Origin of the sequence: Burkholderia sp. AU19243 (assembly GCF_018148075.1) — a bacterium.
GTDB classification, from domain to species: Bacteria; Pseudomonadota; Gammaproteobacteria; order Burkholderiales; family Burkholderiaceae; genus Burkholderia; species Burkholderia latens_A.
Genome location: NZ_JAGSTV010000015.1, coordinates 1 through 19,666, shown reverse-complemented (window position 1 = coordinate 19,666; position 19,666 = coordinate 1). Strand labels below are relative to the sequence as shown.

Here is a 19,666-nt window from a genome sequence, read left to right as displayed (position 1 = left end):
GACGGACCAGCTACATCCGAGCACCAATTTGACAGCGGTCTCTAGCCGCGGCCCGAAGGTCGCCGTCCTTACGCACAAGAAGATATTTAAGGGCGGACTTTTAAGGAGCGCTGTCTCCCCCTCGGCAAGTGCGAGCAGAAGCTCCTGCTCCGAAAGAGGCGTCTCGTCGTGATGACGGCACACTTAGCCTTTGTCACGACAGTCGTTGACGACGGCATTGACTGCCTGTTCTGGGACAAAGCAACCGGCCAATCAGTCGCCATCCAGCTGAAATGCCGTGCCGTCACCCTATACAAACCCGGCACTAAAGAGCGCGGAAATCAAGCCCACTTTGAAGTCCGGAAAGCGACCTTCGACGAATCGCGTCGCGCATATCTGGTCGCGGGACTCTGCAACGAGGAACTGACAGGATTTGTCGTGACCTGGCTCCTTCCGATGTCGACTTTGCCAGAACTCGCTCGCAATAGTGCAACCAAGTGAGTCATCCGGCCGAACAAGTCGGAAAGCAGCGCGGACCGCTTCGCGCCTTACCGGTGGACCACGGCACGCTTCTGAGATTGCGGGAAATTGAAAGGAACAAAATAGCGACGCCGGTTACTCGACGACGCGATTCAGCCAGTCTCGTCTTAACACCCATTCGGACGGCACGCATTGCCGCGGTCGCTCTCGTGAATGTTTCACTCATCCCCGCTCCTTCTATTTCGACGACTCACGCCTGCCCTTCTCGATGACGTTACTGCCGCTTCACCGAACTGCCTCAGTGGTCGAAGCGGTCGGTCGAAGACTTGCGGTGGAGCAACTTCGGTCGCGAGAGAAAACGTCGAAGCTATACCCAACGGACAGGTTTCCCGCAGGAAGAACATCGCAATGCACTCCGGCCGACAAAACCTTTGCACGCACTACACATGTAGATAGGCTTGCCATCAAATGTCTTGTGTTCGGTTGGCGTCGGCCGGGACACATCGAGCGATGCGACTTGCTTCGCCATGTTCTCAGGGGCGCAGTGATTACAGGTTTTCGCTGACGCCGACCAGCAATTTGTCTTGCATACAAGTTTGCCGCAAAGTGAACAGCGATGCCGAGGCGAGTGGGGAGTGCAACCGCATCTCTCACAACGCTCTTTCATCGGTTGCTCCCTCTGATTTGTTGTGGCTATTGCTGACCGTGCTCGCTCCGAATAGAAGCTTCAGCAGAGACTTCGCCGCTTTCCGTGTGACGTTATCTGCGACATCAACAGGTCGGATTCTGGCCAAGGACTATGCAGGTAGCTGTTCTTCGTCGACCAAGTCATCGCGCTCACCATTCCATTCCCGGTACTCGACTAGCGCCGGCACTCGCTCAATAGCTCCCAAGGGCTCAATGCCAAGCGCATACATGCGAGCCAGGAGGTCGTTGAGCACTTCCTCCCTGCGCATCGACCAGGTCGAAGCAAAGCAGCGCCAGAAGACCCAACCGGCGCGCTCAAGCACCCGCTGCCGATTCATATCCGCTTGCCATCGGTCGGGGCCATGAAACTCATCGCCATCTAGTTCGATGGCAAGTCGCGCGTCGTTCGCGCCCTCAACCACCATGTCGATGCGAAATGCGCCCGCCTTTACCTGTGGAATGACACGGTAACCCCGGTTCACCAGCTCCGTGTACACCTGCCGCTCAAAGCCCGACTCGCATAGGTCGATGAGGTTTTTTTCCTCCTCGCCATTGCCGTGCTGGTCGATTGGCATCGAGAAATGCTGTAACAGGCCTGCGCGCAGGTCTTTCCCTGATGCAGACAGCTCCGAGAGCTTCACGGAACGCACGAGATACATGCGGTCCTGCGCGCGACTCGCAGCGACGTTGAACCGCTGCTCTGACGACTGGTCCGAAAGCGCTCGCGTGCCGGACGAGTCGATGACAAGCGACAGGAAAATGATGTGGCGCTCAGCACCCTGGAATGTCCGGGCATCGCCGCAGGCGAACTTACGCCGGTGCAGTTCAGCCGCGTCACAACGTTCGCGCACGAGCGTGTCGATGAACTTGCCTTGCTCTGGCCCGAGCAGCGTGACCACGCCCAGCGTGCGATGCTCGAACTGCGGGTTGGCTAGGATGGCCTGAATTTCGGCCACAATCGCCTCTGCCTCTGCGCGGTTGATATCCCGCTTGTCGCGCAAGCCGTGCGGCACATAGATGTCGACCAGCGGCGGGTCAATCCTCTGTGACATCTTGGGAATGCGCAGTGGCTGGATGAAATCCTTATAGAAGTGCTTGTTGCTGTACGCGATGATGGGCGGGACGCACCGGAAGTGCTCGCGCAGCATGACCTTCTGCGCGGCGAACACAGTCGACGCGATGTCGTAGAGCGACTTCTCCGGCGTGAGCACGGGCGCATGGGGCTGGTCAGCAAGGAAACGGTCCTTCAGCTCCTGGATACGCACGGCCGAGATGAAGCTGCCATCCGGCGACACCTGCCGGTCGTCGCCAACCACCAGAATCTTCTTGCCGCGCAGGACTGCCGGCAACGCCCACAGGTCAGACTGCGACGCCTCGTCGACGATGACGAGGTCGAAAGCGCCGAGGTTAGCCGGGAGCGTTTCCGACACCTTGGCGTGGCTCATCACCCAGCACGGCACGGCATCTTGTGCGTCATGCATCGCCTTCTGCGCGTCGCGACGGTGCCGGACCGCATTGGGGCCGGTGCCGGCGCCGATGCGGCGAATTGCAGTACGGTATGTCTCGAGCGCCGACAGGACCTTGGGCGTCGCGTTCATCTTGGTCGAGAGCCATGCCGACTTTGACACCATGCTCGAGTACAGGCGGGAGAGCCCCGACTCGACATCCCGGCGCTGGGCCGCGAGTTCAAGCAGTTCCTGCCTCGCTTCGATGCTTTCCAGGTAGTCGCGCACACGCGCCCAGTTCCACGCTTCGCGCCAGCTTGCGGGCCACGTGACGTCGTCCCCAGCTGCGGGCACCGGGACGCTGCGGAGACGCGCGGCGAGGCGCACAGCACCCGCGGTCTCAATCTTCTTGCTGAGCGTGCGGACCGCTTCCAGCTCGTTGAAGAGTCCTTCGATGCGCCGCAATTCTGCAACCAACTCGGCGTAGTCGGCGGCCGCTTTCTCGGCCGGCAACGCTGGCTCACCCAGACGGTTCTCCGCAAAATCGCGCAGCCGCTCCGCCACCGGACCGCGGGTGCCCGCAAGCTTCTCGCGCAGGATGCTCAGGTTCGTCGTCGCCTGCGCCAGCTCAACGCGACTCAGGTGCTGGCGTAGATACTCGCGAACGCGTGAAAGCTCCTTCGAGCCACCACGAAGGTCGTCCACGGGCGGTTCTGCGAACACCTTGTCGGCGACCGCGGTCAGATGGGCGTCGTGGTTCGTCGCGAAAGCATGTGCCTTGCGTGCAGCGATGGTGACCCGCTCAATGTGACGCAACTGCGAGACGCTCGGTGTGAGTCTCGGGACGACCAGAACATCGGCGAACTCGTTCCAGCGCGCGCAGAAGGAGGCAACCTTCTCGTGCAGGTTGACATACGAGAGCGCATGCTGCCAGTCGGCTTCGTTCTTCGGCGCGATTTCGGCGATACGAATTGAAGCCACCATTTCCTTGGCGTCGCCCGCGCCCATTGCGAACATGCCGAAGGGCTTGCCGGTCTTTGCCGCGCGCTCAAGCGCCTCTTTCACCTTCGGTGAACCAAGCGCGGCCTCGTCGATTTTGACCGGGCGCTGCATGAACGCCGAGCGCGCCTCCATCAGCTGGTCGGATTCCCCAAAAAGCGCTTCCAGCGCCATGCGTTCAGTCGCGTGGTCGGCGCGGCGGCATTTGCGCCGTAGGTCAAACGGCCAGGTCTCTTCGGTTTCTTCAATTTCGATGGCGAGTGTGACGGCCGCGTCGACCTTGACGAGCATGTCGCGCGCGTGCTCGTAAACATCGTCAGTTGTCGCCCTCAACGGAATGAGCGTGCCCTTCGCCTCTGCCTCCTCGAGGCTCGCGATATTCACCATGACCGTATGAAGCCGGCGGACATCATCCACGGTCAGGAGCGCGGCACTCGCCGGCAGATGCGACGAAACATATCCAATGTCGGAGCCGAGGTTGCGCCGCGCCTCGCGCAACGCACTGACTTCCTCGGCGACCAGCGGTGGCGCATTCTCGGGAGCAAGCGAGAGCGAATCGTCAAACCAGGAGAACGTCTTCCCGCCTTCGATGACGAACTCGGCCATCTTCTGGGCACGCATCACGACGCCATCCACTTCCACGTCGGATAGTTGCGTCATCGCGATTTCATCGATGCGGCGGTCGATGCGCTGCATGGTGGTATGCGCGCGGTCGATGGCGGAGAGGTCTGCCTGAATCTGGGAGGCGACCACGTCCGGGTTCATCTGGCTAACCTGGTGGATGATGGCCTCAATACTGGCCTGAAACTGCTGCATGCCCTGGCGGTCACCCGAAAGCAATGCCACGGTCAGCGGTCGCACTTCCTCCGGAATCTTCTCCTGCAGCAGTTCGAGGGCTTTCTCGCCTTTCGACGTCACCAGAATTTTCTTTCCGTTCGCCAGGTAGTGGCAGATGATATTGGCGATGGTGTGCGTCTTCCCGGTCCCGGGCGGGCCCTGCACCGCCACGCCGTCGGAGCGCTCGAGTTGCTCGACGATGGTGACCTGCTCGTGGTTGTAGGGCAGCGGAAAATACAGTTCTCGGGGCTTCCCCGAACCACCGGATGGCGTACCCGCGAGACCGCGAAACGAGACGGCCTCATAGCTGACCTTCTCATCGGCGGGCGGTGTGACCAGCGCGAGCGGGCCTTCCGGAATCTCGGCGCCGTCTTTCAGGCGCGCCTTGAGTCGCTCGATGTCCTCGTGCAGGAAGTTGTTCGACCGGGGCCTCGAGTGGAGCACCCACAGGTCCGTGACGAGCAGCGACGGACCAGCGGGAGGGAGCCCGACCTGCCCTTCAATGTATTTGCCGTTGCGGTCGATGTTGCCTGCAACGCTTCTCAGGGCATGCTCGTAGGTACCCGGGTCGAACGGGTCGGGCGGGCGCTCGGCCGACCGCTCGAGTTCCTCCTTGACCGCACGCTCGACTGCTGCGGCACTTTGCAGCTGACAGGCGGAAAATGCGTCGAATTCGATGCGCGGGCTGACCGCGCGTGGCCGGACCTCAATGGCGAGGGTGCGGTCGTCGATGGCCAGTTCGAGCGACTGCGTGAGCACCGGATACTGATAGTCGAAGTCGACCTTCTTCGTGCGTTCCTCGAAGCTCATCTTCCAGGACGCGACACCAATGCCGCACACGAACTCCTGCGGCTTGGCCGTGTCTTCAAGCTCCAACTGCTGCTTGAGCGAGAACAGCTCACCGTAAAGTCGGATAGCCTGCCACCGCGGCTTTTCCACTTCGGCCCACGTCTGCCAGAGTCTGGTGTAGCGCTCCAGCTCCGCCTGAACAGCCTCTTTCTCGCGGCCTGCAAGCTGCTGCGACTCCAGCTCAGGCTTGCCTTCCGTCATGACGGCAAGGCGCCGCTCCAGCGCCGCTTCATTGATACGCGGAAGCTTTCCAGTCGGGTTGGAGTCGACGACAAACAGTTCCTTCTGTTCGGGCGGAACCGCTGGCGGATTCTGGGCCTCAAGTCGCTCAACGCGGAGCCAGATATGGTCGCCTTCGACCTTGATGTCGAGGTCGATGCCGGGCAGCCCTCGCAGGTCGCCACTCGTGCGAAGGAATCCGTCGGTGCCGGAAAGCCTGAACCCCCGCGGGTCGATATCCTTTGACTGCTCGACGACGTAGTCAAGCAGCTTGGTAAGCAAGCTGGAAGAACTCATTTATCCCTCGGATTCGGTGCGGTTCACGCGCGGCTGCACAACGAGCCCGAGTTTTCGACAGTGGTCGAGGATAAGCGTCTCGAGCAGGTTCGTCTGGCTGCGGTTTTCGCATTCCGCGGCTTCTTGGAGCAGGCGCTTTAGGTCCGGCCGAACGCGCACATTGATGGTCTCAGTTTTGCCAACGCGCATATTCTTCCCAGCGATTTTGTATCGCAGAGTACGTTACACAATCACCTGATTAACGGCAACCACGATTGCCGTCTGAAGTACAGGTCGCACGCGCCGATTGGCCGGAGAATTGGGGCTGGATTCTGTGGGATGCGGGGCGTGGTATCCGGACGGCCATTGCAGTCTCCCGGTGATGGTGGAGAGTCAAACGCAGATGGGATGTCGGCCCTCGTTCGAGCGTCCCATCTGTCGCTCACGACTGAAGGGGTTTTTCCATGCTATCCGCAATTTTGTTGCGAAAAGGCGGGAAAAATAGACTGTTTTATCGGCGATTTCTGGGGATGTCTTATGCTTTATTTCGTTCCGTTTGGCCACGTTTTGGTTTACTGCGGAGAGGCGGCGGGAAACAGAACCAGCCGCCGCAGACAGCTTATGCTTTATTTTGCGGACGGGTTATAGGTAACGGCACAGCTCTGTGCGAGGTCGGCCGTAACCGAAACTATTGGAAAAACGAGGGTACCGATATTCAAGACGTGCATGCAAACACCGACCGGCTTGAGTGTGGCCGGGCAAGCCGAGGAAATCATTGATTTCCCAACGAAATCTGCGTTAAACCAGAACTGATGGCGACGTGTGACCAAAACTAATGCAACTCAGCATTTGCCAACTTCGAACAGCCCCCCTTCAAGCGATGCGCAACGTTTCGCCTGACGCCCGATGTCGCTGCGGGAGGCGGCCGCGTCGCGAGAACCGGTCCGGCGCACCGCCGGGCGGAGCACTTTGAGCGCGGCCCAACCCTACTTCGACAACCGCACCTTTCTCGACAACACGACACCGCTCGACGGACTCACGAGCGAGATGGCGTCGATATCCATATGCAGCTTGGAGACCCGAGTCGTAATGTCCGTCGGCTCGTCGATGCTCGGTTCGGCATGCTCCGTTTCTTCAGTGAGGTAAGGCCGCACCAGCCGCCCGGAAAAAACGAGCGCGAAGTCGCCATGCGTTTGCGCATACACAGCCGGCACAACCCGCACGTTGCTCCGAACGGTCGTCTTTTTCCCGTGCCCCGACTCGAGCTCGATGATATCGACCTGCTGGATATATCCCTTCGCCTTCGCTTCCGGCGCAATCACGAGCCCTCGTCCTCGACGCCCCGTCGTCACCTTTCTGAGCAGGATGCCCGTCCGGTCGTCACGCTCCGCATCGAACAGATCGACATCGATCGTCAACAGCTGCCGCTTCGCCTGGTACCGCACGCCGTAACGCAACGGCACCACGAACGTCACGTCGCGATCCAGATCGACGGCTGCGAGTTCGGGGTTCGGACCATGCCGGACGGCAGCGCCGGGAACCAGACCACGAATACGGGCACTCAATGAAGGCGTGCCGGTGCTGGTGTGTTGCTTCGTGAGCGCATCGCGAATCGCAACCGGATCGTCGCCGACGATCGGCCGCGCGGGCGACGTGTCGCGGCTGACGGCCGACGCGACGCGCATCGTGCCGCCGACAGCGCCCTGCCCCTGCGCGGCGAATGGCGCCAGTATCACGGCGACGGCAACGGCACGCATGAACGTCGAGCGGGGCAGCCTGGATTTCCGGTGCAACACAATGAGCTCCTGATTCTCTTGCAGATCGGTCAACGACGAGCACTATAGGGTGGAATCATCGGCAACGCATCCGCTGTGCAAAATTCGTCTACCGCGCCCCGTCGCCCGACAGGACTTCCCGTCACACCCGCCGATCGTCCCGGCGATACTCGGCCGGCGCCTTTCCCACCAGCTTCCGAAAATCCCGCGTGAAATGTGCCTGATCGAAGTAGCCCAACGATTGAGCCAGCCCGGCGAGATCGACCGGCTCGCCGCCTGCGAGCTTGTCCGCGGCTTCATGCAGCCGGTATCGACAGATCACCCACTTCGGCGTCACACCCACATGGTTCGAAAAAAGCTGCTGCAGCGTGCGCTCGCTCATTCCAGCGCGCTCGGCCAGATCACGCACCTGCGTAAGCCGAAGATCCTGCTGCAACACCTGCAGGATCGCGTGAATGCGCTCGACCTGCGGATCGGGCGGCGGCAACACGCGCATCAGCAGCGTCTCCGCGGCGGCCACCATCCCGGCGTCATCGTCCGCACCGAGCACCGCGTCTTCGGCTTCGGCTTCGCTACAGTCGAACAGCGTCGACACCGGCAACACCTTGTCCGTCATCAGATGCACCGGCTTGCCGAAGAACGCCCGAAACGCACCCGGCCGAAACCGCAACCCGATCACCCGTCCAGCGCCCGTCAGCGTCGTCTCGAATGCGCCGGACACCACACCGAAAATGCCGGTCTGCCGGCGATCGAACACCAGGTTCACGCACGGATACGGCAGCGTGCGCTGCACGTACGGCGGCTGGTCGCGCAGGTCCCATTCGACGATCCAGTGGTGATCGAGCACGCCGGCCAGCTCGGCGCGCGGGTAGTAGCGATTCAGGCGGAAGCGCTGATTGAAGGCTTTCGGGCCGACGACGCCTTTCGGCGTGTCGGTCACGTTACGCAAGGCGGCCATGGTGACGAACCGATGAGGCGACGGGCAGATGATGCACCGCCGCAGCGGGTTTTTCCAAGACGACGGCACGTGTGTCTCCTATAGTGGAAACCCTGTCCCGAACGTCCCCGGAGCCCGCGATGCCGCAAGACCGTCACCTGACCCTGTACCACTCCCCGCGAAGCCGCTCGGCCGGCGCACGGATGCTGCTCGAGGAACTGCACGCCGACTACGCGGTGCATGCGTTCGATCTGTCCACCGGCAAACACCACGAAACCGACTACCTCGCGATCAATCCGATGGGCAAGGTGCCGGCGCTGCGCCACGGCGACGTGATCGTCACCGAACAGGCGGCTGTCTACATGTACGCGGCGGAGCTGTATCCGGAAGCGGGCCTGTCGCCGGCGGCGGGCGATTCGCTGCGCGGACCGTACCTGAGCTGGATGACGTTTTACGGTTCCTGCCTCGAGCCGGCCGTCATCGACCGTTCGATGAATCGCCCACCTGCCGCGTACTCGACGTCTCCGTACGGCGACTTCGACGCCGTCATCCGCACGATCGACGCGCAACTCGCAAAGGGTCCGTATCTGCTCGGGGAGCGCTTTACGGCGGCCGATGTGCTGTGGGGCTCGGCGCTGAACTGGACCACGATGTTCAAACTCATTCCCGAAACGCCGGTCATTCGCGCATATATCGATCGCGTGCTCGCGCGCCCGGCGATTCAGCGCGCGCAGGCGGCAGACGCGGCCCTCGCCGCCGAGCAGGACAAAGCCAAAGCGGCAGCAGCGAAGTAGGTCGGTGGCGGGCGCCTGCCCGCCACCGCGTCAAAACCTCGGGCGCACGCCGGTGCGCGCGACAGCCCGGCTCGCTGAACGCGACGCGCCGTTCGGATCGACCAAGCCGTTGGTCTGCGCGTGCGCGCCGCCATTCCCGCGTTGATCGTCGACAGACACGCACGCCCTCGTCCGCTTCCGCAATAAGTACGGCAGCGTAACGCTGACCTCCATCGCGGCCGTGTTCCGGTTGCAGCCTCCCACAATTCAATCAGCCGACGCCCAAACGACAGGTGCGCCAATGCGGATCGAGTATGGACCGCCCGGCGAGCGCGCGATTCGCAGAATGCAAGTAACCGGCGCGACCGGCGGGCAGATCGGCGGAGAAGCACTAGGCACGCATGCGCGGTGGGAAAGCGGCGCTCGTTTCGCGGTTACGGAGGAATCCGTCACGGACATCGCGGCTGCCCCGACCGGCATCCGTCGCGACTTCGTCCCGAGAACACGAGGCTGCTTGCAGCTCAGCGCGAATGATGAAAACGGCCAGGAATCGATATGCGCTCGCCGGGAATGCGAACGTCGCATATTCATACCCGAGGCGATGACGCAATATTCCCACATTTGCAACGACCCCGGACAAATCCCATTCCCGGCATTCTGAACCAGATTTTTAATAATTAAAAATGCGCAAGTTGAGGTGTATTTTAAGACACGAAACCTGCGCTGAACGACCCACCACCTATTGGCATAAGATCTTTCAAAAACAACAAGATAAAAAATATCGTCAAATACTGTTTACGCCACACCGAAATGCCGCATAAAAATAAAAAATCGCTTGCCGACCACGGCAACCCTGATATTCTCCAGACCAATTTTTCCAACCAATCACGCCGGACCAATTTAAATCCGATTTCAAACCAATCCTATTCAATAAAAACAATATTGCGATTATGTCGACGTCGATAGCGAAAACATTCCGGGATTTTGCGACGGGTCTGATCGACGGCAACACGCGCCCGGTTAGTCTCCATTTCGGCCGCGCGCAACGCACGATCGGCCGGCTGCTTGCGTTGCACCACGCCGATATCCGCGAGGCGCTGATGTCCGGCATCGACGGGCGCCTGACCTGCGTGTCAACCCTTGACCATCTGTCGCCGACGCTGTTTCTCGGCCTGCCCGTATCGGTCCGGCTGACGACCGATCGCGGCGGCACGAGCACGATCAATGCGATCGTGCGCGAAGTGCGGACCGGTCAATCCGACGGCGAACTGACCGTCTATCAACTGCACGTGTGCGACGCGCTGTCGCTGATGGACCGCCGCACCAACGCCCGCGTATTCCGCTCCCGCTGCGTGCCCGAGATTCTCGCGACGCTGATGCAGGAGTGGAAACTGCGCAGCCCCGCACTCGCGCGCGCGTTCGATTTCGATCTGACCGGATTGCAGGCCGATCGCTATCCGGTGCGAGAACTCACGCGGCAGGTCAACGAGTCGGACGCGTGCTTCATCCGGCGTCTGCTGCGCCGGGAAGGCATCACCGTCTTCTCGAAAGCCGAGCCGGTCGACACCGCGCGCGGCACGACGGACGCGTGGCCGGTTCATACACTCGTGTTTTGCGACGATCCGCATCGCCTGTTGGAAGCGCCGGCTGGCACGCTGCGTCTTCATCCGCGTGATGCAGGAACCGAGCCACGCGACGCGGTCACGCTCTTTGCACACGCCCAACGCTTGTCGCCCGGCAAGGTCCGCCGCCCGTCGTGGGACTACAAGACGGCCCGTGCGGACGACTCGAGCGCCATCGGCGACGTCGAGCAGGGCGAATCCGGCGACGATCTTGCGCGCCTGCTCACCGACGTCGCGATCGACGTCCCGCACGTCGGCGACTCGCGGGTCGATCACCATCGCATTACGCATGACCGGATACTCGCGCATCAGTTCGAAGCCGAGCGCTACGACGGGATCGGCAGCGTGCGCGACCTGCCGGTCGGCTGCTGGTTCACGCTGACGGGCGACCCCGAGCTCGACATGAAGCCGATCGACCGTCGCCGGTTTGTCGTCACGTCGGTTCGGCACGACGTCTGGAACAACCTCCCGAAGTCCCTCGCGGGTCGCGTCGACGAGCTGTTCGCGGCAAGCGGCAACCTGGCGCAAACCGTTGCGCCAACATCGGTCGAGCGATCGCGGCAGACCGACACGCGCTACGAGAATCGCTTCACGTGCGTGCGTCGCGGCGTGCCGCTCAAGCCCGCGTACGATCCGAAGCGCGATCTGCCGCCGGCCCACCTGCTGACCGGCACGATCGTCGGCGCGCAGGGCGACGAAGTGTTTTGCGACGAAGCCGGCCGCGTGCGCGTGCAGATCCACGGCTACGATCCGGACGATCATGCGCACGCTCAAGGCGCCGGAACGAACGGCGTGGCTGGCGACAGTGCGCCGATTCGCGTGGGCACGAGCCTCGCGGGCGGCAACTTCGGCGCGATCTTTCTGCCGCGCGTCGGGATGGAAGTGCTGCTCGGATGTCTGTCGGGCGATCCGGACAGATTGGTCATCATCGGCGTATTGAGCAACGGCGCAAACCCGCCGGTGGCGTTCAGCCATACCGGCGCGCTTCCCGGCAATCGTTTCCTGTCGGGCATCAAGACCCGCGAGATCAAGGGCCGGCGCTACAACCAGCTTCGCTTCGACGACACGCCGTCGCAAATCTCGGCACAACTGGCGAGCGAACACGCGCATACGCAGCTGAATCTCGGGTATCTGACGCAGCCGCGTGAAAACGGCCATGGCGACGATCGCGGCGAGGGGGCGGAGTTGCGCACCGACGCCGCGATGGCGTTACGCGCCGCGCAGGGCATCTTGTTGTCGACCTATGCGCGTACGCGGGCCACCGGCGCCCAGCTCGATCGCGACGAACTGGTTCGGCTGCTCGATTGCTGCACCGAACTCTTCAAATCGCTTGGCGATTACGCCGGTCAGCATGGCGGACGCCCTGCCGATTCCGGCGGCCAGGACAGCGTCGCGCAAGCCTTGCGTCGCTGGACGCCTGACCGCGTCCGGCCCGGTTCGGCCGACGCCGCGCCGGCATTGATCGCATTCGGCGCACAGTCGGGATCGCTCAACGTCACGCCGAAAACGCACGTGTCGTATGCGGGCGAGAACATCGATCAGATCGCGCAGCAACACGTGCAGGTGACTAGCGGTGAGCGGATCAATCTGCATGCCGGGCGTGGCGTCGCGATGTTCGCGCACAGCGACGGCGTATCGGCGATCGCGAATCAGGGGAAGGTCGCGATTCAGTCGCAGAACGACGATACGCGAATCGATTCGGCGAAGAACATTCAATTGACCGCAGGCAGCGGAAAACTCGTGGGCGCGGCGAGCGACGAAGTCGTGCTCGTCACGTCCGGCGGTGCGTATCTGAAGCTGCGCGGCGGCGATATCGAATTGGGATGTCCGGGCACCTTCACGGTGAAGTCGGCGGGTCATGTGTGGGGCGGCCCGTCGAGCATGAACGCGGACATGCCGAAGTTCGATCGCGACACGCTGGGACGCATACCGACGCTGATCCGCCCCACCGACGGCAACGCGGCCGCGGGATTCGATGGTGAGGTCAGGAAGCCGTCCGGGCCGCTATCGGACTTGTCTACCAATACGGCCGGCGAACTCCCGGCTATCGATGCCGACCGGTTCGAGAGACTGGACGTGCAGTTCATCAAGAAAAAAATATAGGAGCACGCAAGCATCCGCATGAACGAATCATTTCTCGACCCGCCGCCGATGGCGGCTGCTCGGCGCGACGAGCCCGTGCCAAAAACCGATGCTGCCGACGTAGCGGTGTCGCGGCCTGCACCGCCGCCGATCGTCGTCGGCCGCGGCGAAGGCGTGACGATGTTCGCGAAGAACACGCCGCTCGTCTGCATCAAGCAATTGCCGTTGCCCGGCATCGTGATCTTCGTGCATGGCGTGAATTCCGAAGGCGAGTGGTTCGACGCGTCGGAAGAAGGGCTGTGCCGCGGGCTGAATCGGCGGCTCGGGCGGCTGGACGATCAGATGATGTATCACGGGGTCGATGCCGGACAGCTGACGCCCGCGAAGTACACGGTGAGCGTGACGCCAGACGGGTTTCTCGATCCCAAGCTTTGGTACGGCAACTACGTCAGGCCAGATCCGTCGTTCTCCCCCGTCATTCACTTCCGATGGGGATATCGCGCGACCGCCGCGGAGCTGAAGGAATACGGCGACAAGATCTTCCTGAACGAAAAGGACTATTGGGGCGGCGGTCCGTTTACGAATGGCTGTTCAAGCCTGCCTGATCTCTGGCACGGCGGCCTGGATGACCGGACGATGGGCTGGCTGACCGTGCAAGGGATCAACCCGACCAACCGTCCGCTGTATCGTGCGCCGCCGCGCGCGTATGGCGTGCTCGCCGCATTGCGTCTCGCAAGACTGATCGAGTCGATTCGCAGCATGCAGGCCGACGTACCAATTACCGTCGTGTGCCACAGCCAGGGCAACATCGTCGGCCTTGCGGCGGCGTTCTTCGGCGACGCCTTTCCCGATGTCGAGGATCCGTGGGGACGCAAAGGCCATTGCGTGGCGGACGCCTACGTGCTCGCAAACGCGCCTTATAGCCTCGCCAACGCGGACGGTCCGTATAAATCCGACACGTTCATGGACACATGGTCGCAACGCGCGACGAAAGACGGATCGGGCCAGCGGGGACGGCAAACCTACGCATCGCGCACGAAGACGTTCGGAAAATTCCTGTCGATCGTCGGCGCGCGAAAGGAACACGAACAGCCCGCCGACAAAGTCGATGAAGACATGGCCAACGAACGCGTATCGCCGACGAGCAATCGCTCTTACGCCGCGCAAGCAGATCGCATGCGGCACGGCCTGAACGGGTCGACGTATGGCCGCGTCACTGCGTATTGCTGTCCGCACGATCAGGTGATTTCTGCGGTAACGGTTCAAGGCATCGGCTGGCGCGGGTTCAGCAAGCATGAACTCGACGATATCGGTGCGGCGGGCATCCTGACGCAGCGCGTGTTTGCGTCCGGCTTCCCGGTTGGCGTACGGAAATCCTACCGCTATTGGGAAGACGACTGGCGGCACGGCAAGCAACGAACGACATCCGGCTTCTGGTATCCGCCGTCGCCGTCGGCGAAGTTCAATCTGATCGGTGCGATCAAGGGAAACGAGTCGGTTCTGGGCGTCGCGGCGACGCTCGTGACTGCGCCGCTCATGTTTGTCGTGACGGGCATCAGTTCGGCGTTGAACATGCTGCGTGTGAACGCCGATCCGCCGAAAGGCTGGACGGTGATGGCCGATGCGCCGGCACTCGACGAACCGTTCACGCCGAAGGCGTTGCGATTCGGCAAGCCGATCGAAACCACCGACGGCGACGCCGTGAGCGACTTCAACGAAGGCAACGATCCGCCAGCCGCGTGGCGCGACGCGAACAAGGCCGACTCCGACAAGCGCGCCGACGATCCATACGACCAATACCAGCCGAAGAAGGAGGACGGCGTCGCTCGAGGCACGGCTGCAACCGAGGCCGGGCAGCGTTACGAGGATCGTGCATTGATGCGCATGGAAGCGCGCCGCACGCTCAATACCGAATGGGTCGACAGCGAGGGGCACGTGATCGGCGAGGACGGCAAAAGCGCGATGCCCGACGGCTACAAGGAATGGCGCGACAAGCAGATCGTCGACTGGCTCGATCGCAGTGCGACCAACAGTCCGACGAATCATTCGACGACGATGACCAATCCCGAGCACGCGGAGAAGGCGCTTGCGTATGACGTTGCCGTAGGGCGGTGCTATTTGACGCCCGACCAACTCTACGACTTGCGGATCGAGGCCGACTGGCGAATGGGAAACGGCATTCCGGATACCAACGCGAACAAGAAGTACTTCCGGTACTTCGAATTCGGGATTCTCCAGCAGATGCCAATGCATGAATGGGTCCATGCCGATGGCAGCGAAGGCGCCATTCCCGACTCGATCACCGACGAACGTGAAGGCGACTTCTATCTGAAGGTCGGGGGAATCGTATGAAAAAACTGATCGCTACACGATCACACCGTATCGCCATTGCCGTTTCGGCATGGCTGATCACAACCGTGCTGATGGCCTCATTGATGGCACACGTCGAACAACCCGACCCGGCACATTTGGAAATAGGAGATTGGATGAAACGATTCTTTGTCGTACCTGGCCTGGCCGCGCTGATGGTGTTTGCATTCGCCACGGCGATCGCGCGTCCGGCACACGCCGCGCCGATCCGGGACGCTGCGGCCACCGCGGCATCGGCGGTCGCGGAGCCGGCGAAGCCGTTCTTCGCGCAAGTTGTCGGCCTTATCTGGATGAATCCGTTGCAACGCAAGGACTATCCGACCGAATGGCAACTGCTGTGGACGCAAGGGCTTGTCGCGCCGAACAAGAATGACGATATGGTCCGTACAGATCCGGAGTCGTTCACTACCCTGCAGTCGGTAGCGGGGATTGCATACGGCAACCGCGGAACGGAAACATTCAAGGGCTTCTATCACAAGTACGTGAACGAGTTTATCGTGTTGCCGCGCTCTCGCTATTTTTCGAATCCGAAATACTTTTACACCGTCGCGTCGAAGCAATCGAAGGATTGGCGCGAGCTTGCCGGGGTGCGTATCGAGTTCGCGTTACCGCCGAGGCTCGATCCGGTCGAAGCAAAGACATATTTGGTCAACGAGTTTATCCAGTGCTTCGAAATCGGGCCGCCGTCCCCGAAGTCACTGTGGAGCCGCGACACGCCCCCCGACGTCCACATCACTCAAGGCGGCGCCAATGCCGGTTTCACGTCGCTGAACAACGCACTGGACTACTTGCAGCAGAACCCTGACAAGTCCGTCTGGGCGATGAACTGGGACGCACCGAATTTCCCGCCGACCGACGCGCAGATCAACGAGAACCTCGTCGTGCTGTTTCTCGCCGGTCCGAACTTCAACACCGAGCGCGAACCCCTTGCGTGGATCGGCAAGGCAGCCGTCGGCAATACACAGGCGTTTGCGCGGAAAGTCGGCACGACGCGCGCGGTGCAGGCATGGAAAGCCACGATCGACGAAGCGGCACGCAACGGAGGAGTCGCAGTCACGGACCTCGATTACATCGTTCACGACGCGGGTGCACCCAGCGACGCATCGTCGTCTCGGCTCGTCTCGCTTGCGCAGACCCTGACGGAAACGCTCCCCGAATACGACCACCGCAAACAGACGTTCAACACGGCTGCGCTGCTCGGCGACATGGGCACCGGCAGCGCATTGACCAACGTCGCTCTCGCCATCGGCCGGATCAACCACTTCGGCGGCAACGCGCTCGTTGCCGGCACCACCGACCCTGATCACCCCGTCGCGGTTGTCGTCAGGCCACCGTCGAAGCTGACGGCGATCGACCCGGACAAGGACTGGTTCCGCGCGCGCGGCGGCAACAACGCGTACTTGCCGTGGTGGGGGCGCCGATACGACGTCGATTACGGAATGCAGGGCTATTCGTGGTGAAACAAATCCGCGCGGCGGCACGTGGCAAACACACACCCGCCGCCGCGCGGACCATTCGAGAGGACACGTCATATGCGAGGAATCATCCGGGTAGGCGACCGGCACACCCACGGCGGCCGCGTCGAGTCCGGCGCCGAACTCAGCAAGGTCATGGGGCGTGCGGTCGCCCGCGTCGGCGACAGGTGTTCGTGCCCGATCCACGGTACATGCACGATCGTCGCGGGCGATGCGGCCTTCAACGTCGAAGGCCAGGCCGCCGCATTCGACGGCCACGAGACGTCATGCGGAGCGACGCTGATTTCATCCCTTCCGACGTCGGTGCGAGGCTGAATGCTGAAGACGCGACGCATGACCGCCGAGCAATTCCGACTGCTGCGGCTGCACGACACGCGGATCAAGCCGCTGAACCAGTGGGCGCTGCACGAGATTTTCGTGAAGGGGCGCCCACAGCGCGAGCTGGCCGCAAAACTGGGCATCAACCGCTCCGCAATGTCGCAGCTCGTTCGCAAGGCGTGGCAGCGGTATCTCGAACTGCCGGGCAACGTCACGCGCCTGACGACGGTGACGATCACGATCCCTGCCCAGTATGAACAAGCGCTGCACGCATGGGTCGAGGACGCACATCGCTTGTCGAATCGGCGCGATCGCAACCCGTAGCCGCGACCGGCTCGCCGGAGGGCGCCCACCGGACCCTCCCGCCCACCCCGCTTTCCGTATGACCAAAGCCCGTTACGCGGGCGAGATCATGAGGAAGCAGATTCCCCCATATGCGGATTCGATAAAACGTTATTCCACATCGAGCTAATTTCACAGCCAACTTTGGATCCTTTTTCCCCGCCTCTGCTCGTATCATTTCCCCCGTCACGAACAGAAGAGCCAACGAAAGGACATGAGCGATACCACCCCGCTGCACTACCTCGACTACGCAGCGACGACCCCGGCGGACCCGGGCGTGATCGAGGCGATGACGGCCTGCCTCGGCGCCGATGGCATTTTCGGCAATCCCGCCTCCAGTTCTCACGCCGCGGGCCGGATCGCAAAGCAGAAGGTCGAGCACGCGCGTGCGCAGGTCGCCGCGCTGATCGGCGCGGATGCCGACGAGATCGTCTGGACGTCGGGCGCCACCGAATCGAACAACCTCGCGCTCAAGGGCTACGCGGAAACGGCGACCGACAAGCGTCACCTGATCACGAGCCGCATCGAACACAAGGCCATCCTCGACACGATGGCGCATCTCGCGAAGCGCGGGATGACCACGACGTTCGTATCGCCCACCGCCGACGGCGAAATCACCGTCGACGCGGTAGCCGCGGCGATCCGCCCCGATACGGGGCTCGTATCGCTGATGCTCGTCAACAACGAACTCGGTACGCTGACCGACATCGGCGCGATCTCGCGCGTCGTGCACGCGGCCGGCGCGCTGCTGCACGTCGACGCCGCCCAGGCGCTCGGCAAGACGCCGATCGACGTGCGCGCGCTCGGCATCGACCTGCTGTCGATGTCCGCGCACAAGGTCTATGGTCCCAAGGGCATCGGCGCGCTGTTCGTCCGCCGGGAAATTGCCGATCGGATCGCGCCGCAGATTCACGGCGGCGGCCACGAGCGCGGCCTGCGCTCGGGCACGCTTGCGACGCATCAGATCGTCGGGATGGGCGCCGCGTGCGAACTCGCTGCCGAAAAGCTCGAGCGCGAAACCGTGCGGATCGCGGCGCTCAGCAAGCGGCTGACGGACGCGCTGCTCGCGCTCGGCAGCATCACCCACAATGCGGCAACCGCACGCCGCATTCCGCACACGCTGAGCGTCACGGTCGACGCGCCGGGCTTTTTCCCGTTCATGCTCGGCGATTCGCTCGCCGTATCGTCGACGTCCGCCTGCAATTCGACGAGCGGTGCGCCGTCGCACGTTTTGACCGCGATCGGTCTCGATCCGGAAGCCGCCGGCCGCACCGTGCGCGTGAGCTTCGGCCGCTTCACGACGGAGCAGGACGTCGATTTTGCGATTGCATGCTTCGAACGCGCGCTCGAGCAATGCCGCGCGTCGGCTGCCACCGGATTCACCGCGTCGCGGCAGATTACGCCGGCCGAGCTGAAAGCGATTCGCAATGCAGGCTTTCGCGCGGTGATCTGCAATCGGCCGGACGGAGAAAGCGCCGATCAGCCGTCATTCGACGAGATCGCGGCGGCCGCGCGCGAACTCGGCCTCGACGCACGCTATCTGCCGGTCGAACGCGACGGGATCGGCGACGAGCAAGTCGACGCGTTCGGCGCACTGGTCGACGCGTTGCCGAAGCCGGTGCTCGCATATTGTCGAAGCGGCAGCCGCTCTGGAATGCTGTGGAACCGGCTGACGGCGCGACGCGCCGAGACGGTGTGAACCTGACACTCGCGTAACGCAACACCGCCCGCGTTCGCTGCACGCATCGATCGATCCGGCATTATGCGTCGCGATACGACCGATGCCGCGCAGCAGCGCGCTTGCCCTGCGGCGCGGGGCATGTCGACATGCGTCGCGCCCTCCCGGCTCCTCGGCGTTCGTTGCACACCCCAAGCCGCCAAAGCGCGCCGCCGAACGGTGCACGCATCCGCCGTTTTAGCGCACCGCCGAAATCCGATATCGCCGCGAGACGACACAAACAGTCCGGCTCGCCGAACCTCGCGAGCCGGATTTGTTTGCATCGCTTCGGATTTCAAAAGGTTCAACCGCGCAGGAGGCTGAATCCGACCGAATTCGCTTGCCGCGCCTTAACCGTAGACCGGGAAACGCTTGGTCAGCTCGGCCACCTGCGCGCGCACGCGCTCGATCGTCGCCGCGTCTTCCGGGTTCTCGAGCACGTCGGCAATCAGGTTGCCGACCTGCTCCGCTTCCGCCGGCCCGA

Annotated in this window: 11 protein-coding genes and 1 pseudogene; 8 read left to right on the top strand and 4 right to left on the bottom strand. The window is 62.5% G+C overall.

All coding sequences use genetic code 11. The features are described from left to right. The first annotated feature begins 168 nt into the window (after positions 1 to 168). On the top strand, positions 169 to 480 hold the full coding sequence (locus KDW55_RS23865) for a hypothetical protein (protein ID WP_212160590.1): 312 nt from the start codon (positions 169 to 171) through the stop codon (positions 478 to 480). 776 nt (positions 481 to 1,256) lie between these two features. Here KDW55_RS23865 and KDW55_RS23860 read toward each other — a convergent pair. The 3 genes from KDW55_RS23860 to KDW55_RS23850 all read right to left on the bottom strand — a co-directional run bounded on the left by KDW55_RS23860 (position 1,257) and on the right by KDW55_RS23850 (position 8,504). Then, positions 1,257 to 5,792: an AAA domain-containing protein gene (locus KDW55_RS23860; RefSeq protein WP_212160591.1), complete on the bottom strand. Its 4,536-nt coding sequence runs from the start codon at positions 5,790 to 5,792 to the stop codon at positions 1,257 to 1,259. A 965-nt stretch (positions 5,793 to 6,757) separates the two neighbouring features. Next, positions 6,758 to 7,528, bottom strand: coding sequence for a hypothetical protein (locus KDW55_RS23855; protein ID WP_212160592.1), 771 nt, complete (start codon positions 7,526 to 7,528; stop codon positions 6,758 to 6,760). Positions 7,529 to 7,688: 160 nt separating this feature from the next. Continuing rightward, complete coding sequence (locus tag KDW55_RS23850; RefSeq protein WP_212160593.1) at positions 7,689 to 8,504, bottom strand: DUF6597 domain-containing transcriptional factor; 816 nt, start codon at positions 8,502 to 8,504, stop codon at positions 7,689 to 7,691. 119 nt (positions 8,505 to 8,623) lie between these two features. Between KDW55_RS23850 and KDW55_RS23845 the strand changes: the two genes are divergently transcribed. From KDW55_RS23845 to KDW55_RS23815, 7 genes are all read left to right on the top strand, one after another. Then, the gene (locus KDW55_RS23845) at positions 8,624 to 9,277 is read left to right on the top strand and encodes a glutathione S-transferase family protein (RefSeq protein WP_069242577.1); all 654 of its coding nucleotides are present in this window, start codon (positions 8,624 to 8,626) and stop codon (positions 9,275 to 9,277) included. A gap of 929 nt (positions 9,278 to 10,206) precedes the next feature. Then, complete coding sequence (locus KDW55_RS23840) at positions 10,207 to 12,981, top strand: type VI secretion system Vgr family protein (protein WP_212160594.1); 2,775 nt, start codon at positions 10,207 to 10,209, stop codon at positions 12,979 to 12,981. An 18-nt stretch (positions 12,982 to 12,999) separates the two neighbouring features. After that, positions 13,000 to 15,312, top strand: coding sequence for a DUF3274 domain-containing protein (locus tag KDW55_RS23835; RefSeq protein WP_212160595.1), 2,313 nt, complete (start codon positions 13,000 to 13,002; stop codon positions 15,310 to 15,312). A 134-nt stretch (positions 15,313 to 15,446) separates the two neighbouring features. Beyond that, a complete protein-coding gene (locus KDW55_RS23830; RefSeq protein WP_212160598.1) occupies positions 15,447 to 16,790 on the top strand; it encodes a virulence factor in 1,344 nt (447 codons plus the stop codon). A gap of 72 nt (positions 16,791 to 16,862) precedes the next feature. Next, the gene (locus KDW55_RS23825; protein WP_209822165.1) at positions 16,863 to 17,120 is read left to right on the top strand and encodes a PAAR domain-containing protein; all 258 of its coding nucleotides are present in this window, start codon (positions 16,863 to 16,865) and stop codon (positions 17,118 to 17,120) included. An 18-nt stretch (positions 17,121 to 17,138) separates the two neighbouring features. Beyond that, entirely contained in the window at positions 17,139 to 17,447 is a 309-nt protein-coding gene (locus KDW55_RS23820; RefSeq protein WP_059546294.1) for a TrfB-related DNA-binding protein, read from the top strand. A gap of 232 nt (positions 17,448 to 17,679) precedes the next feature. Continuing rightward, on the top strand, positions 17,680 to 19,164 hold the full coding sequence (locus KDW55_RS23815) for an aminotransferase class V-fold PLP-dependent enzyme (RefSeq protein ID WP_069242567.1): 1,485 nt from the start codon (positions 17,680 to 17,682) through the stop codon (positions 19,162 to 19,164). Between the two features lie 368 nt (positions 19,165 to 19,532). Here the strand turns inward: KDW55_RS23815 and glyA are convergent. Then, a pseudogene (gene glyA, locus KDW55_RS23810) lies at positions 19,533 to 19,666 on the bottom strand (serine hydroxymethyltransferase); the annotation flags it as partial.

Coding starts and splice junctions, on each gene's coding strand:
- KDW55_RS23825 (WP_209822165.1), top strand. CDS start 16,863: ATGCGAGGAATCATCCGGGTAGGCGACCGGCACACCCACGGCGGCCGC.
- KDW55_RS23860 (WP_212160591.1), bottom strand. CDS start 5,792: ATGAGTTCTTCCAGCTTGCTTACCAAGCTGCTTGACTACGTCGTCGAG.
- KDW55_RS23850 (WP_212160593.1), bottom strand. CDS start 8,504: ATGGCCGCCTTGCGTAACGTGACCGACACGCCGAAAGGCGTCGTCGGC.
- KDW55_RS23845 (WP_069242577.1), top strand. CDS start 8,624: ATGCCGCAAGACCGTCACCTGACCCTGTACCACTCCCCGCGAAGCCGC.
- KDW55_RS23815 (WP_069242567.1), top strand. CDS start 17,680: ATGAGCGATACCACCCCGCTGCACTACCTCGACTACGCAGCGACGACC.
- KDW55_RS23820 (WP_059546294.1), top strand. CDS start 17,139: ATGACCGCCGAGCAATTCCGACTGCTGCGGCTGCACGACACGCGGATC.
- KDW55_RS23855 (WP_212160592.1), bottom strand. CDS start 7,528: ATGCGTGCCGTTGCCGTCGCCGTGATACTGGCGCCATTCGCCGCGCAG.
- KDW55_RS23840 (WP_212160594.1), top strand. CDS start 10,207: ATGTCGACGTCGATAGCGAAAACATTCCGGGATTTTGCGACGGGTCTG.
- KDW55_RS23830 (WP_212160598.1), top strand. CDS start 15,447: ATGAAACGATTCTTTGTCGTACCTGGCCTGGCCGCGCTGATGGTGTTT.
- KDW55_RS23835 (WP_212160595.1), top strand. CDS start 13,000: ATGAACGAATCATTTCTCGACCCGCCGCCGATGGCGGCTGCTCGGCGC.